Below are 15,232 nucleotides of genomic sequence, written 5' to 3'. Positions count from 1 at the left end.
CTGCCGGCCCGGTCTCCCGACGAAACCGGATCCGAAGCAATCGAACATCTGTTCGAACACCTGAAGCGTATCCCTGCCCGCCGACAGTCGTCAACGGCCCGTAAGCCCCGCGCGCCGCCACGCGACCGCGGCACCGGCCAGACTGGAAGCCCCAGGGCCGAATCCACGACGGAGGGACCGAGCATGCGGAAGCGGGCAGCGGCAATCGCCACGGCGGTGGTGGTGGCAGCAGTCGCGCTGCCGCTCTTCCAGCCGTGGAAGCTCGTCACCGACGAGGTCGTCGACGAGGCACTCCCTGGCACTGCTCCGATCCCCACAACGGCATCCTCGACGACGCCACCGACAATTTCCGTCGAGCGCCCACAATCACCGCTCGCTGTCAAGACCGGACCCCGGGTGCTGCTGACCGGACAGCTGATCACGCACGAACACCGGACCGAAGGCAGCGTGCGGATCCTTGCCCTGCCGGACGGCACGAGGGTGCTCCGGCTGGAGAACCTCGCCACCTCCGACGGACCGGACCTCAAGGTCTGGCTGAGTGACGCCGCCGTCACCTCCGGCAGGCAGGGCTGGCACGTCTTCGACGACGGCGCCTACCGCAGCCTGGGCAGCCTGAAGGGCAACCACGGCAACCAGAACTACCCGATCCCCGCCGACGTGCGGCTGGACGCCTTCCGCAGCGTGACGATCTGGTGCGACCGGTTCAACGTCTCGTTCGGTGCCGCCGAGCTGAAACCCGCGTGACAGGCCGCCTAAGCTCGTCGGGGTGAGCAGTCATCCCAATGTGCAGAAGGTCGCCGACGCCCTGCAGGAGGCCGGCGCGACCGGCGAGATCGTCATCCTGGACGAGGCGGTACCGACCGCTGCGGCCGCCGCGGCAGAGCTCGGCTGTCCGGTCGGCGCGATCGCGAACAGCCTGATCTTCGACGGCGACGGCGTACCGGTGCTGATCCTGACCTCCGGCGCGCATCGAGTCGACACCGCGAAGGTCGCCGCCGAGCTGGGCATCAGCAAGCTCAAGCGCGCGACGCCGGAGTTCGTCAAGGAGCACACCGGTCAGTCGATCGGCGGCGTCGCCCCGGTCGGCCACCCCGGCCAGGTGCCGACGTACGTCGACACAGCGCTGGAGCAGTACGACGTCGTATGGGCCGCCGCCGGCATCCCACACTCTGTCTTCCCGACCACCTACGCCGAGCTGCTCGGCCTCACCAACGGCACCCCGATCACCGTGAACTGAACGAAGCCCCGTCCACAACGGACGGGGCTTCGTCGCAGTACTTACAGCGTCTAGAAGGCCGGGCGGATGTCCACGTCCGCGGCGCGGACGTAGGCCATCCGGTGGCCGAACCAGATCTGGTAGTAGCGGTCCTTGCCGAGCACCTGGACGTGATCGGTCGGCGGTACGCCGTCGAACGTCACGGCCCGGTAGTAGTCCGTCTCGATGTTCGCGTCGCTGACCGGGTAGGCCTGTCCCGCACCGATCGAGTACTGCAGCGGTGTAACGGTCTGGTACGGGATACCGGCCGGGTACGCCGCCTGCTCCGGGTAGGCCCGTCCGTACACCGGCACCGAGGTGAGACCCGCCTTCGGCTTCACCACGAGACCCGGCTTGGCGAACGCGACCGGCGACGACGCCGGGCTCTTGAACCAGCCGAGCGCACCCAGGTACCAGACGGCGACCCAGTCACCCTGCCGCTGCCCCACGACGTACTGCGAACCCGCCGCGGCCCGGGAGCCCATGTCGGACACGACAGTGGTGCCGTCGGACCCGTCCGGGTGCAGGCCGATGTCCTTGACCAGGGCGGCGTTGTCGTCCGGCGCCTGCCGCAGGTAGACGAAGTTGGTGCCCTGCGGCGCGCACTGCGTACCCGGTGCGTCGCAGTTGCTGACCACCTGGACGTTGCCGGCGAAGCCCGGCTTGATCGTCACGATCGAACCGGTCTTGACCGGGAAGATCTTGTGCCCGTAGATCGGTGCGCCGAGCAGGTCGAAGTAGTGCTCCCAGTCCCAGTAGGGTCCCGGGTCCCAGTGCATGCCGCGGACCGTGGACGGCACCGTGCCCGGCACCTGGTCGTGGCCGATGATGTGGCCGCGGTCCAGCGGGATGTGGTTCTTCGCGGCCAGGTAGCGGACCAGCTTGGCCGAGTTGCGGTACAGCGCCTCGGTGAACCAGGTCGCGCCCTGCGGTGCGAAGCCCTCGTGCTCGATCCCGATGCTGTGCATGTTCACGTACCAGTTGCCGGCCTGCCAGGCGACGTCCTTGGCCTTGACGTGCTGCCAGGTGTGCCCGTCCGACGACCGCATCGTGTACTGCCAGCTCACGTACGTCGGGTCCTGCACCAGGTTCAGCACGCCCTGCCAGGTGCCCTCGGTGTCGTGGATGACGATGTAGTCGATCTTGCCGGTCTTCGGCCGGTCGGCGAGGTCGTGGTTGCCGTAGTCCCCGGCCGTACCGAAGGTCGAGTACGGCGCCGGCAGCCACTCGCAGCCGAGCGACGCCGGGCACTCCACGTCCGACGTCGACGGCTGGACGCCGGCCGGCAGCGCGAGCTTGTTCACCTGCGCCTTGTCCGGCTTCACGGCGAGCGCCGGCATCACGATCCGCTGGCCGGTGTTGGTGGTGCGGGCAGCGCCCTTCGCCAGGATCGAGTAGACGTCGTCGGCGAACCCGGCCGCGCCGACCCGGTCACCGGCCTCGGCGTACGACGCGACAGCGCCGTACCACTGCGCGGGCGAGGTGCTGGCACCGACCGGCAGGCCGAGCGAGCGCTGGTACGCCGCCAGCACCGCGGCGCCACCATTGATGTTGGACGTGGTGTCGGTGCGCAGCGCGGTGGCGTCGATACCGGTCAGCTGGGACGCCTTGTTCAGCGTCTGCAGCGACTCGGCGGACGCGACCTTCTGCTTCCCGGACAGGTCGGCAACCTCGGCGGCGCCGAGAGCGGTGAGGTGCATCGGGCCGTAACCGCCCGACGTGCTCGGCGTACCACCGTGGTCGTCCCAGCGGGACTCGGCGTACGAGACCGCCAGCAGGACCGACTCGGGGACGCCGTACTTCGCCGCGGCCGCCTGGAACGCCGAGGCGGCGGCGGTGGGGCCGGCCGCCGGCGCGGGCGGCGGAGCAGCGAGGGCGGGTGGACCACCGGACGACACGCCGGTCAGGGCGACCGGCAGCGCTACCGCAGCCAGTGCGGCAAGAATCTTCGGACGACGCAGCATGATGTTCTCCTGAACCCGTGGGCGGGTGCCGGTCACACAGACTGGCAGCCTAGTCACAATGAGTCGAGGCAACCCGGATGTCAACGGTTAACCAAAACTCAGGTCGATAGGTTCGATGTTGACGAAATCGTGCGTGCGCGGCACGGCGACTGAGGGTTACGGAGCACGACGATGGAAGCGTTCCCGTTGGCGGTCACGACGGGCTGGGCCAGTGGCGTCAATGCCTATGCCTGCGTGCTGATTCTCGGTCTGCTCGGCCGGTTCGCGGGCGCCGGCGACGTACCGCACGCGCTGACCACGACCCCGGTGCTGATCGCAGCCGGTGTTCTGTTCGCATTCGAGTTCGTCGCGGACAAGATCCCCTACATCGACTCGGCCTGGGACGCGATCTCGACGGTGATCCGGCCGACGATCGGGGCCATTCTGGCCGCGATGATGTCCGGGCAGGCGAGCACCCTGCACCAGGCGATCATCGCCACCACCGGCGGTCTGGTCGCGCTGCTCTCGCACGCGGTGAAGGCGAGTCTGCGGCTCGCGATCAACACCTCCCCCGAACCGGTCACGAACATCGCCGCGTCGTCCGGTGAGGACGTCGCGGTCGCCGGGGTGGTCTCGCTGGCCGCGTTCCACCCGACCGCGGCGCTCATCATCGCCGCGGTGCTGCTGTTGCTCGGTCTGCTCGGCGTGTACTTCGCGTTCCGGGCGATCAGACGCGGCTATCGACGGTTCAAGGCGTGGCGAGAGCGACGCAGTACCCCTGCTCCTGGAGGTAGCGCAGCCTGATGGCGAAGGTAGTTGTGGTCGGGGCGGGACTGGCCGGCCTGGCCAGTGCGGTGCGGTTGGCCAAGCTGGGTCACGAGGTCACCATCTGCGAGCGGGACGAGCATCTGGGCGGAGTGCTCGGGCGGATCGACGCCGACGGGTTCACCTGGGACGCCGGAGCGGCCAGTACGACGCTGCCGGCCGCGCTGCGCGACCTATTCCGCAAAAGCGGCCGTCCGATCGAGAGTCTGGTCCAACTGGAGCCGGTGACCGAGCCACGCCGCCACATGTTCAGCGACGGCTCCGTGCTCGACCTGCCCGTCAGTGACCGCGGTGCTCAGCAAGAGGCCTGGACCGACCTGGCCGACGAGCGGGTCGCCGAGCAGTGGACCAGACTGGTCGACGGGTACGGCGACACCTGGCAGCTCCTCCGCAAGACGTCACTGGAGCCACCGCTCGAGCCCAAGCTGCCGATCGCGACCATCCGGGCCCTCAAGCCGTGGCAGTCGCTGGAGAAGGTCGCGCAGCGCGAGCTGACCGACGAGCGGGCCCGCGCGGTGCTGCGGCACTTCGCAGCCCAAGGCGGCTCCGAGGCGAGCCTCACGCCGGGGTACGTCGGCGTCTGGTCCTACCTGGAGCGCACGTTCGGCCGCTGGACGATCCAAGGCGGCTTCGGTGCACTGGCCGACGCACTGGTCCAGCGAGCGAGCGAACGGAAGATCTCCGTGCGCACCTGGGCCGAGGTGGTCGCAGTCTCCACAGCAAACGGCGCTGTGACCGGCGTACGGCTCGCTGACGGCACTGAGCTGGCTGCTGACATCGTCGTGAGCGACATCGACCCTCGCGACCTCTACGAGCGGCTCGTCAACGACCCAGCGGCCAAGAAGGCAAAGAAGGCAAAGAAGAGGGTCCTGTCGACCCACCAGGCCCAGGCGGCGTACGTCGTACACCTGGGGCTCAAGGACCCGGTGCCGGCACTCCCCTTCGAGACTGTCCTGCACGGCACGCCCACTGTTGTCATCCGGAAGAGTGGTACAGCACCGGCCGGACACCAGGCGTGGTCCGTGCTGGTCCACGGCTACCCCACCGATGACGTGCTGGACCTCTTGGTCGCCCGTGGCCTGCACATCCGGGACAAGGTCGTCTCCCGGCAGACCTCCCCCTCGTGGTGGGCCGGAGTGGCCTGGGAGGGGTACCGGACCGCCCGCCGCCGGGCCACGAACGTGTCTCCGGTCAAGGGGCTGTACTGCGTCGGCGCGGGCGCGCACCCGGGCTCCGGCGTCCCCGCCACCACCCTCGGAGCAGCGATCGTGGCCGATGCCATCGGGAAGGCCTGAGACCGAGGTTCGGTTGGACACGGGAGCGAACTAAGATTGGTTGTTCCTGTGTTCTGTGTCGGGGACGGATGCCCGGCGGTAGAGAGGACCTCGGTGGATCAAACCCCAACGTCGGCCGATCACGAGAATGTCGAGCGGGCGGAGCTGGCGGCTGAGCAACACCACGTCGACCGGGTGTACGACCGGGTCGAGGAGGCTGCCCGGTCGGCGTCGCGGATCGCGGTCGAAGGCCACCAGCGGGCCCAGGCGCAGAACGTCGGCCGGGTCCGCGAGGAGGAGCAGACCGGGCTGTACGAGCGCGACGTCCTGGTGTTCGCCGCCGCCCGCCGGATCGCGGAGCTGGACGCCGAGCACGAGGGCCTGGTCTTCGGCCGTCTCGACTCGGACCGTGGCGACGACCAGCCGGCCGCACCCACGGCGAGCGAGCTGGAGAAGCTCTACGTCGGCCGGATCGGCGTCCGCGACGCGGAGTACGAGCCGCTGGTGATCGACTGGCGCGCGCCCGCGGCCGAGCCGTTCTACCGCGCCACCGCGACCGATCGGCAGAAGGTGGTCCGGCGCCGCGTCCTGCGGAACAAGGGCCCCCGGATCGTCGGCCTCGAGGACGACCTGCTGGCGCCGGAGCGAGCGCCGGAGGACCTGCCGGTGATGGGTGAGGGCGCGCTGATGGCGTCGCTGTCCCGGGCTCGTGGACACACGATGCGCGACATCGTCGCCACCATCCAGGCCGAGCAGGACGAGGCGATCCGCTCCCCAGCCCGTGGCGTCACCGTCATCGGTGGCGGTCCGGGCACGGGTAAGACAGTCGTCGCGCTGCACCGAGCGGCGTACCTGCTCTACAGCGACCGGCGGCGCTTCGAGCGTGGCGGCGTACTGGTCGTTGGCCCGTCTGCCGCCTTCATGGCCTACATCGAGCGCGTCCTGCCCAGCCTGGGCGAGAACACGGTGTCGCTGCGCGCTGTGGGTGAGCTGGTCGACGGCGTGAAAGCCACTGCGGTCGACGACGCCGCGGCGGCCGCCGTCAAGGGCTCGCTGCGGATGCGCGGGATTCTCGGCAGGGCTGCTCGTGACCGGGTGCCGAACGCACCCACCACCCTGCGGATCTTCATCGGCGGTGCAACCGTCGAGCTCGACGCCAACCAGCTGGACAACGTACGGCGGAACGCCCTGCGCCGCACCGCCCGTAACAGGGCGGCTGCCGAGGCGCGCAAGGGCCTGATCGCCGCCCTGTGGCAGCGGTTCCCGGAGGACCTGCGCAACGGGCCGCTGGGCGACCGGGAGGCGTTCGGCGACCGCATCGGCGACACGCAGGCGTTCCGGACGTTCTTCAGCCAGTGGTGGCCGATGCTGACCCCAGAGGCGGTGCTGCGGTGGCTCGGTGACCCTCGGCGGCTGCAGCGCTGGGCACGCAACGACCTGACCCCGGCCGAGATCGACGCGCTGGCCGCTGCGATCCGCAGTACGGACGAGTTCACCATCGCCGATGTCGCGCTGCTGGACGAGCTGGGCACGTTCCTCGGCCGGCCGCCGGTGAACGAGGCCAAGGACGACGAGTTCGACTGGCTCGAGGGCATGAGCGACGGCGTCAACGAGGTGCTGACCAGCTCCGAGCGCCGGGCCCGGGCCGCGGCCGCGCGGGAGGCGGACGAGCCCGAGGAGTACGCGCACGTGCTCGTGGACGAGGCCCAGGACCTATCCCCCATGCAGTGGCGGATGGTCACCCGACGCGGGCCGCAGGCGAGCTGGACGATCGTCGGCGACCCCGCGCAGAGCTCGTGGCCGGACCCGGACGAGGCCCGCGCCGCGATGGACTCGATGCTGTCGCACCTGCAGCGGCACTCGTTCCGGCTGTCGACCAACTACCGGAACTCGGCGGAGATCTACGCGTTCGCCGGTGAGGTGATCCGGCAGAGCATCCCGGACGCCGACCTTCCCAACGCCGTACGCAGCACCGGGGTCGAGCCGGAGCACCGGGTCTTCGACGCCGGCAAGGTGTCGGAGGCGGCAGCTGACGCGGCAGCCGAGCTGCTGCAGCTGGTCGAGGGCACCGTCGGTGTCATCGTGCCGCCAAAGCTGCGGCCCGTCGTGGAGCCGGTGCTGGCCGAGCTGGGCGACCCACGGGTCGTTGCCGTGAGCCCCTTGGACTCCAAGGGCCTCGAGTACGACGCGGTCGTGGTGGTCGAACCGGACCGGATCGTCAGCGACACACTTGGCGGTGTGCGCGCGCTGTATGTCGCTCTGACCCGGGCGACCCAGCGGATGATCACGGTGAACAGCACCACCCACTGGCTGCCCGCGCCGCAGGACTAGCTGCGGGGTACGACGTACGACACGAGGTCGGCCTCGTTGGCGCTGAGGTCGGCCCAGCGGCAGGTGAGGTGGAGGACGGCGAGGCCGGTGGTCGGGTACTTCTGGGTGAGCTCGAGGCGCTCCGGGCTGGTGCCGTCCAGGGCGAGCTCGTCGGCGAGCCATGGGATGCCCGGAGCGTGGCCGACCATGACCACCGTGCGGGCCTCGGTCGGGACGTCGTGGACGACGTCGAGCAGGCCGTCGGTGTCGGCGTTGTAGATCCGCTTGTCGTACCAGACGTCACCGGCGGAGACGCCGGCGTCGGCGACGTACTTCCAGGTCTCGCGGGTGCGCTTCGACGGCGAGCACAGGACCAGGTCCGGTTCGATGCCCTGGGCAACGAGGTAGCGGCCGGCCGCACCGGCGTCGGCGCGGCCACGGTCGGCCAGCGGTCGCTCGAGGTCGGGCATCGTCTCCGGCGGCACGGCCTTCGCGTGCCGGAGCAGGACGAGCGTGCGGTCGATCAGCAGGTCCGACGGGTCAGCCATTGGGTCAGGATACGTTGGCGCCCTGGAGGTTGCGGAACACCTGCCGGGTCGCGGTCGACCTGTTCAGGGTGATGAAGTGGATGCCCGGCGCGCCACCCGCCAGCAGGGTCTCGCACAGCTCGGTGGCGATCTCGATGCCGACCTCACGGACCGCGGCCGGCTCGTCCTCGACAGCGAGCAACCGGTCCGTGACGGCCGTCGGCAGGGCCATGCCGGTCAGCTCCGCCATCCGCTGGATCTGCTTGATGTTGGTGACCGGCATGATGCCGGGCAGCACCGGCATGTCGCAGCCGAGCTGGTCGGCCCGGTCGACCAGGCGGAAGTAGTCGTCCGCGCCGAAGAACATCTGGGTGATCGCGTAGTCGGCGCCGGCCTGGGCCTTCGCGGCGAGCACCTGGGCGTCGGCCTCGAGCGACACCGCCTCCGGGTGCTTGTCCGGGAACGCGGCGACGCCGACGCAGAAGTCGCCCAACTCGCGGATCAGCTCGACCAGCTCGACGGCGTGGTTGAGGCCCTCGGGGTGCGCGACCCACGGCTGGTTCGGACCGCCGGGTGGGTCCCCGCGGAGCGCGAGCATGTTGCGGACACCGGCACCGGCGTACGCGCCGATCACCGACCGCAGCTCGTCGCGCGAGTGGGCGACGCAGGTGAGGTGGCCGAGCGGGGTCAGCGAGGTGTCCTGGGCGACGCGTTCGGTGACCCGGATGGTGCCGTCGCGGGTGGTGCCGCCGGCGCCGTACGTGATCGAGACGAAGGTCGGCCGGAGCTGCTCGATCTCGCGGATCGACCGCCAGAGCACCTCCTCGGCCTCCGGGGTCTTCGGTGGGAAGAACTCGAACGAGAACGACCGGTTCCCGGCCGCGAGCAGCTCGCGGATCGTCGGCGTACCGCTGGGCCGCGTCGAGGGAAGACCGTTCGCCATGCCGACAGGTTACCCGGGGTGTCCGCGGCCGTCTGCCCACCGACTACGCTCCGAGACGTGTATGGCGATGTCGACATTCCGGCCGAGGTCCAGCGGGCGCTGACCGCGTTCCTGGATCGTCAGGAGCAGCGGCTGGGGGCGCTGGGGCCCGAGCTGGCCGAGGTGGTGCTGGCCGCGCGGGACGCGACCAGTGGGGGCAAGCGGCTGCGTCCGTCCTTCTGCTATTGGGGTTTCCGGGCCGCGGGTGGTGATCCGGCGCTGCCGATCCTGCCGGCTGCGGCGAGCCTGGAGATGCTGCATGTCAGCGCGCTCGTGCACGACGACGTGATGGACTCCTCCGACGTACGCCGGGGTGCACCGGCCGCCCACCGACGCTTCGAGGCGCTGCAGCGGGCTCGGTCCACTGGGGATGCCGAGCGGTTCGGGGTGGGTGCGGCGATCCTGCTCGGTGATCTCTGTCTGATCTGGGCGGACGAGTTGCTGCACACGTCCGGGTTCGACGCGGCGGCGCTGGCGCGGGCGGAGAAGTACTTCGACGCGGTGCGGGTCGAGGTGACCGCCGGGCAGTACCTCGACCTGGTGGCGCAGGCGAGCGGCGAGTCGGACATGGACCTGGCGCTGCGGGTACTGCGATACAAGTCGGCGACGTACACCGTCGAGCGTCCGCTCCACGTGGGCGCCGCACTCGCCGGCGGCTCGGACGAGTTGATCGCCGGGTTGTCGGCGTACGGCCAGCCGATCGGCGAGGCCTTCCAGCTTCGGGATGACCTGCTGGGTGTCTTCGGCGATCCGGCGGTCACCGGCAAGCCCGCCGGGGACGACCTGCGCGAGGGAAAGCGCACCGTGCTGGTCGCCTATGCGGTTGCCAATGCGACGCCGGTCCAACTAGCCGAGTTCAACCACCTCTTCGGGCGCCCCGACCTGACCGACCCGCAAATCCAGCTCCTCCGCGAAATCCTCATCTCCACCGGCGCCGTCCAGTCCTGCGAAACTCTCATCACCCACCGCACCGAAGCCGCCCTCACCGCCCTCCACCAAACCCCCCTGGCCGACGACACCACCCAAAAATCCCTGACTGATCTGGCCATCGCAGCCACTTCCCGCTCCGTGTAAGCCCCCACGCACGCTACGCAGGCGCTCTTCGTCGCTCCGCTCCTCAACGCACCTGCTTCACGAGCTCCCACCCACCCCAGTTGCCGGCTGCCGCCGGCGAGCTGCGGGCTGGCGCCCGCGGGTGAAAGCCGACTGTTTCTCGCTTTGGCAGCTCAGCCAAGTGCGGCGAATCACCCGCGACGACCGGACCCACCTGCTTGCCCGGACACGAACCGACCAAACGGACGCTCTCCCAAGCGGACCAGCGTTCAAGCCGAGTCGCGCTGGATCGAGGCGGGCCTGGCGTCCGGCCTGATCGGCCCCATGGGTCTGCAACCTGCTGCACGACCGGTGCATCCTCTGGCGGTGGGATTACTCCGGGGTGGTCATGAGGTTGATGAGGCGGAGGAGTTCTGCGGTGGGGGACAGGTCGCCGACGATGATGATTTTTAGGACGGCTCGGTCTTCGTCGTAGATGGTTTCTACTCGGAGGCGGCCGGCTTCGGGGTGGTTCAGGGAGCCGTGTACGTGGGTGGTGATGCGGTCGGCCTCGGGGCGGGTGATGGCGTCGATGTGGACGATGCTGGAGGTCTCCACGTGGCGGGTGGACTCGTCGACGTCGAGGGACGCGGTGGGGGTGCCGGTGAAGGCTTCGAGGGCCTCGCGGGTGATGCGGTACTGCTTGCCGATCCGGACTGCTTGCAGCCGCCCGTCGCGGACGTAGTTACGGATCGTGCGGACGTGCAGGCCGAGGCGGTTCGCGACCTGCTCGACCGAGTACAGCTCTTGGGCCACCAGCCAAGACTACGGCATGTTCCTTAGAATTCCCTATAAATCGCGATACAGCGGTACTTAGGGTATTTTGAAGCACATGAAGGTCTACGTCAGCGACAGCCCCCTCACCGACGAGCGCGAGGTCGTCCAGCTCATCGTCGATGCGTACTACGGCCACGCGGCGGAGTGGATCGCGTTCACCCCGGACCAGCTGGGCGACGAGTTCTTCGAGCTGCGGACCGGACGGGCCGGCGCCATCGCGCAGAAGTTCGTGGACTACCGGATGGGTCTCGCCGTGGTCGGTGACATCTCCGGGCGCACAGCCGAGAGCCAGTCCCTCGCCGACTGGGTTCGCGAGAGCAACCGCGGCCGCAACCTGTGGTTCGTCGACGACCTGGAAGCCCTCGACGCCCGCCTACAGAACGGGCAGTGAGCTCAGCAGATCAGGCGTGTCGGCATCCGGCGGCTCATACAGCAGCACCCGGAGCTGACCGGAGTTCGTGGTGTCCTCGGTGAAGATCTGCAGCGCCACGTCGACAGTGTCGTGGTCGTGCTCGAGCAGGTGCTGCAGACCGGTCCACAGCACGATCTCCGGCTCCCCGGTCGACCTGTCGCTGAGTGAATCGGCCAGCGCGTCCCAGTTCCGGCCGAACCACCGCGGCAGGTCGAAGGCCGTCGCACAGAGGTCCAGGAACCCGGTCTTGTCGTGCACCTCGCTGGTGTCGAGCAGCACGAACCCCCACCCGGCTGCCTCGACGTCCTGCCGTACGTCGGCCACCGGAGCGTCCGATGGCCACCGGTAGACACCAGGGCGCAGGCCGGCCGACAGCAGCGCGCGCAAGCTACTCATGAAGTTCCCCCGTCCTCCGCGACCCGGCGGAAGGACTTGTAGTGGTCGTCCGTGTAATAACGCTCACCACCGTTGCCGGTCACGATCCGGCGGGCACCACGGTCCTTCTCGCCCGGCGTCCGCACGGTGTACTCGTGGTAGTACCCACGGTCGTGCTTCGGCAGGATCTTCTCCAGGTTGCCGAACACCACCCCGTCGCGGCTGTACGGGTACGGCCCGCCCTGGTCGATCAGCCGCAGCGTGTCCTGCGCCTCCTTGGGCAGGTCCGCGACGGCGACCAGCTTCAGGCCGCTGGCCGGGTCGACATCGCCGGAGGTCTTCGTCGCACTGCAGCCGAACAGCGACGCCGCCAGGGTGATCACCAGCATCGCGATCACCACGACCGCGACGATCCGCACGGTCTTCTGGTTGTTCACTGCAGCAGCCGCCGGCTGAACTCGGCCGCAGCCGCCTGCGGGTCATCGGCTTCGGTGATCGCCCGTACGACGACCACCCGCGTCGCCCCGGCCTCCATCACCTCGTCCAGCCGGTCGAGGTCGATGCCACCGATCGCGAACCACGGCTTCGGCTGCTGCCGGCTCGCGGCGTACGAGACCAGCTCCAGCCCGGCCGCCGGCCGCCCCGGCTTCGTCGGCGTTGCCCAGGTCGGCCCGACGCAGAAGTAGTCCGAGCCGATCTCCTCGACCGCCGCGTTCACCTGGCTGAAGCTGTGCGTCGACCGGCCGACGACCGGCTCCGGGCCGATGATGCCGCGGGCCGCGTGCACCGGCAGGTCACGCTGCCCCAGGTGCAGTACATCGGCACCCGCGGCGAACGCGATGTCCGCGCGATCGTTCACCGCCAGCAGTTTGCCGTGCCGCTTGCAGGCGTCCGCGAACACCTCCAGCGCGGCCAGCTCGTCGGCGGCTTCCATCTCCTTCTGCCGCAGCTGCACGATGTCGACGCCACCGGACAGCGCGGCGTCCAGGAACTGCTCGAGGTCGCCCTGCTTCTCCCGTGCGTCCGTGCACAGGTACAGGCGGGCGTTTGCCAGGTCAGTCACACCCCACAGCCTGCCATGACCGCACTGCGCGCCCGGCCTTAGGCTGGCCGCATGCCTGAGCACACGTCCGATGTCGTGGTGATCGGCGCGGGGCTGATCGGGCTGGCAACCGCCTGGCGGCTCGCCGCAGACGGTATCCAGGTGACCGTATGTGACCCGACACCCGGCGGCCAGACCTCCAATGTGGCGGCCGGCATGCTCGCCCCGGTCACCGAGGTGGAGTACGGCGAGGACGACCTGCTCGCCCTCAACCTGGCCAGCAACGACGCCTGGCCCTCCTTCGCTGCCGAGCTGGAGGAGCTGACCGGCCTCTCCGCCGGCTTGCACCGGACCGGCACCCTGTCCGTCGCGTACGACGTGGACGACGCCGCTGCCCTGCGCCGGCTCGCTGACTACCAGCGCAGGCTCGGGCTCGAGGTCGAGGAGCTGTCCGGTCGCGAGGCCCGCCGCCGCGAGCCACTGCTCGCCACTGGTGTGTCCGGTGGCGTCTGGGTCCCCGGCGACCACTCGGTCGACAACCGGCAGGCTGTCTCCACTCTGCTCCGCGCAGTCGACCTCTCCGGCGTTCAGCTGATCAGAGAACGCGTCACCCGAGTGATCACCCGAGGTACGACGGCTCTCGGCGTACAACTGGCCAACGGCGACACCGTGCACGCGGATCACGTCATCGCTGCGACCGGGCCGTGGTCGTCGCAGCTCGACGGCGTACCGGACGAGCTGCGGCCACCGGTGCGGCCGGTGAAGGGCGAAGTACTGCGACTGCGGGTGCCAGAGGTCTACCGGCCCGCACTGCGCCACACCGTGCGGGCGACAGCTCGTGGCTTCTCGGTCTACCTGGTCCCACGACCCGGTGGCGAGCTCGTGGTGGGCGCTACCACGAGTGAGCTCGGATACGACACCAGGGTGCTCGCGGGTGGCGTGTTCGCGCTTCTCCGCGACGCCCGGACCGTCTTGCCGATCACTGACGAGCTCGAGCTGGTCGAGTCGATCGCCGGGCTCCGGCCGGCCACGCCGGACAACGCACCGGTACTCGGACCCTCCGGGCTCGATCGGTTGCTCTGGGCAACCGGCCACTACCGGAACGGCGTGCTGCTGACCCCGGTCACCGCGCAACTGCTGGCCGACACCGTGCGCACCGGAACGCTGCCAGACCTCGGCAAACCCTTTCTCGCGAACCGATTCACACACTGATCGGCACCACCGCCACTGTTGCCGTCAGCAACGGGAAAGCTTGTGAACGACAACAATGTAGTTCAGGCTTGAATTGTAAACATTGAGTTACAGGCGTAACACGCACCCCATTTGCCCCTGTTGTCACATCCGTAGCAGCACTTACGGTCGATTGACGTTCCACACGGGGAGTTGGGCAGATGCGTAACGTCATACGAGTTCTCAGTGGACTCGCCGTACCGGTGCTGACCGCGGCCGTGATCACCGCGGGGTCACCCGGGTTCGGCGTGTACACCGTGAAGCAGGGTGACACCCTCAGTCACATCGCCGGTCGCTACGGGACCACCGTCAAAACCTTGGTCGCGCTGAACCACCTGCCGGGCAACGGCAACGCGATCTACGCCGGGGAGACCATCCAGCTGCCCGGGAAGGCCCCGAAGAAGACCACTCCGCCGGCCAAACGGTCCCAGCTCGGCCGGGTCACGTACGTCGTCAAGCGCGGCGACACCGTCTTCAAGATCGCCAAGCGCTTCAAGTGCTCGCAGGCGAACCTGCTGGCCGCCAACGGCCTGAAGTCGAGCTCCCGCATCTACGCGGGCAAGCCGTTGCAGATCCCGGTCAAGCTCCACCCGAAGCCCAAGGCCAAGCCGAAGAAGGTCAAGAACAGCAACAACACCTTCGCCGGCCGCACGTACGCCGACCACATCGTCGCCCAGGCGAACCGCAACCGGGCGACGCTGAAGAAGCGCAAGCTCCCGACCCGCGCCGAGATGCGCACGCTCATCGTCACCACCGCGAAGCGGTACGGCGTCGACCCGGAGCTGGCGCTCGCGGTGAGCTGGCAGGAGTCCGGCTGGAAGCAGCGGGTCGTCTCCCCCGCGAACGCCGTCGGCGCGATGCAGGTGATCCCGTCCACCGGCAGGTTCGCCTCCGGCATCGTCGGCCGCCGCCTCGACCTGCTCAAGCCCCAGGACAACGTGACCGCCGGAGTGGTCCTGCTGAGCCGGCTGACCGCCGCCGCCCGCCTTGACCTCGCGGTCGCCGGCTACTACCAGGGTCTGGGCGGCGTGAAGAAGAACGGCATGTACCCGGACACCAAGCTCTACCGGCAGAACATCCTCCGCCTCAAGGCCCAGTTCGAACGCGGGTGGGACCCCCTGCGGTGAGCCTGGCGCGGTGACCCTGAGCTGTTATCTACACTCTCTGAGCAGGACGGTTTGGGGAGAG

16 protein-coding genes are annotated in these 15,232 nt (G+C 69.2%); 9 read left to right on the top strand and 7 right to left on the bottom strand.

The window, feature by feature from the left end:
* The first annotated feature begins 183 nt into the window (after positions 1-183).
* Positions 184-744, top strand: a complete 561-nt coding sequence (locus tag AB0E69_RS36850; RefSeq protein WP_360157445.1) for a DM13 domain-containing protein — start codon at positions 184-186, stop codon at positions 742-744.
* 22 nt (positions 745-766) lie between these two features.
* Positions 767-1,237 (top strand): YbaK/EbsC family protein, encoded by a 471-nt coding sequence (locus tag AB0E69_RS36845; protein WP_360157442.1) that lies wholly within the window; start codon positions 767-769, stop codon positions 1,235-1,237.
* A 50-nt stretch (positions 1,238-1,287) separates the two neighbouring features.
* Here AB0E69_RS36845 and AB0E69_RS36840 read toward each other — a convergent pair whose 3' ends face one another.
* Positions 1,288-3,219, bottom strand: coding sequence for an N-acetylmuramoyl-L-alanine amidase (locus AB0E69_RS36840; protein ID WP_360157439.1), 1,932 nt, complete (start codon positions 3,217-3,219; stop codon positions 1,288-1,290).
* A gap of 171 nt (positions 3,220-3,390) precedes the next feature.
* Here AB0E69_RS36840 and AB0E69_RS36835 point away from each other — a divergent pair, with 171 nt between their 5' ends.
* The 3 genes from AB0E69_RS36835 to AB0E69_RS36825 all read left to right on the top strand — a co-directional run bounded on the left by AB0E69_RS36835 (position 3,391) and on the right by AB0E69_RS36825 (position 7,628).
* A complete protein-coding gene (locus AB0E69_RS36835) occupies positions 3,391-4,002 on the top strand; it encodes a DUF4126 domain-containing protein (protein WP_360157435.1) in 612 nt (203 codons plus the stop codon).
* Entirely contained in the window at positions 4,002-5,318 is a 1,317-nt protein-coding gene (locus tag AB0E69_RS36830; RefSeq protein WP_360157432.1) for an FAD-dependent oxidoreductase, read from the top strand. Before AB0E69_RS36835 ends, AB0E69_RS36830 begins: the two co-directional genes overlap by 1 nt.
* Positions 5,319-5,411: 93 nt before the next feature.
* A complete protein-coding gene (locus AB0E69_RS36825; RefSeq protein WP_360157429.1) occupies positions 5,412-7,628 on the top strand; it encodes a UvrD-helicase domain-containing protein in 2,217 nt (738 codons plus the stop codon).
* Here the strand turns inward: AB0E69_RS36825 and AB0E69_RS36820 are convergent.
* Positions 7,625-8,155 carry a histidine phosphatase family protein gene (locus AB0E69_RS36820; protein ID WP_360157426.1) on the bottom strand — a complete coding sequence of 177 codons (531 nt, stop codon included), beginning with the start codon at positions 8,153-8,155 and terminating at the stop codon, positions 7,625-7,627. The genes AB0E69_RS36825 and AB0E69_RS36820 overlap by 4 nt on opposite strands.
* A gap of 4 nt (positions 8,156-8,159) precedes the next feature.
* A complete protein-coding gene (gene metF, locus AB0E69_RS36815; protein WP_360157423.1) occupies positions 8,160-9,077 on the bottom strand; it encodes a methylenetetrahydrofolate reductase [NAD(P)H] in 918 nt (305 codons plus the stop codon).
* A gap of 57 nt (positions 9,078-9,134) precedes the next feature.
* Between metF and AB0E69_RS36810 the strand changes: the two genes are divergently transcribed.
* Positions 9,135-10,190, top strand: a complete 1,056-nt coding sequence (locus AB0E69_RS36810; RefSeq protein ID WP_360157420.1) for a polyprenyl synthetase family protein — start codon at positions 9,135-9,137, stop codon at positions 10,188-10,190.
* Between the two features lie 351 nt (positions 10,191-10,541).
* On the opposite strand, the gene AB0E69_RS36805 is transcribed toward AB0E69_RS36810, so the two are convergent.
* Positions 10,542-10,964, bottom strand: a complete 423-nt coding sequence (locus tag AB0E69_RS36805) for a helix-turn-helix domain-containing protein (protein ID WP_360157417.1) — start codon at positions 10,962-10,964, stop codon at positions 10,542-10,544.
* A 76-nt stretch (positions 10,965-11,040) separates the two neighbouring features.
* On the opposite strand from AB0E69_RS36805, the gene AB0E69_RS36800 reads away from it, so the two are divergent.
* A complete protein-coding gene (locus tag AB0E69_RS36800) occupies positions 11,041-11,376 on the top strand; it encodes a DUF4180 domain-containing protein (RefSeq protein WP_360157414.1) in 336 nt (111 codons plus the stop codon).
* Here AB0E69_RS36800 and AB0E69_RS36795 read toward each other — a convergent pair.
* From AB0E69_RS36795 to thiE, 3 genes are read right to left on the bottom strand one after another with little or no spacing between them, the layout of a single operon-like run.
* On the bottom strand, positions 11,359-11,793 hold the full coding sequence (locus AB0E69_RS36795) for a barstar family protein (RefSeq protein WP_360157411.1): 435 nt from the start codon (positions 11,791-11,793) through the stop codon (positions 11,359-11,361). The genes AB0E69_RS36800 and AB0E69_RS36795 overlap by 18 nt on opposite strands.
* On the bottom strand, positions 11,790-12,209 hold the full coding sequence (locus AB0E69_RS36790; RefSeq protein WP_360157408.1) for a ribonuclease: 420 nt from the start codon (positions 12,207-12,209) through the stop codon (positions 11,790-11,792). The genes AB0E69_RS36795 and AB0E69_RS36790 overlap by 4 nt, the downstream gene beginning before the upstream one ends.
* Positions 12,206-12,835 (bottom strand): thiamine phosphate synthase, encoded by a 630-nt coding sequence (gene thiE, locus AB0E69_RS36785; protein ID WP_360157405.1) that lies wholly within the window; start codon positions 12,833-12,835, stop codon positions 12,206-12,208. The genes AB0E69_RS36790 and thiE overlap by 4 nt, the downstream gene beginning before the upstream one ends.
* Before the next feature lie 51 nt (positions 12,836-12,886).
* Between thiE and thiO the strand changes: the two genes are divergently transcribed.
* A complete protein-coding gene (gene thiO / locus AB0E69_RS36780) occupies positions 12,887-14,026 on the top strand; it encodes a glycine oxidase ThiO (RefSeq protein ID WP_360157402.1) in 1,140 nt (379 codons plus the stop codon).
* A gap of 179 nt (positions 14,027-14,205) precedes the next feature.
* Positions 14,206-15,171, top strand: a complete 966-nt coding sequence (locus AB0E69_RS36775; protein WP_360157399.1) for a LysM peptidoglycan-binding domain-containing protein — start codon at positions 14,206-14,208, stop codon at positions 15,169-15,171.
* Positions 15,172-15,232 lie beyond the last annotated feature (61 nt).

Source organism: Kribbella sp. NPDC026611, assembly GCF_040638345.1.
In the GTDB taxonomy this organism is placed as follows: Bacteria; Actinomycetota; Actinomycetes; order Propionibacteriales; family Kribbellaceae; genus Kribbella.
Note: the sequence above shows the minus strand (reverse complement) of the source record. Positions and strands in the feature narration are given on the sequence as shown.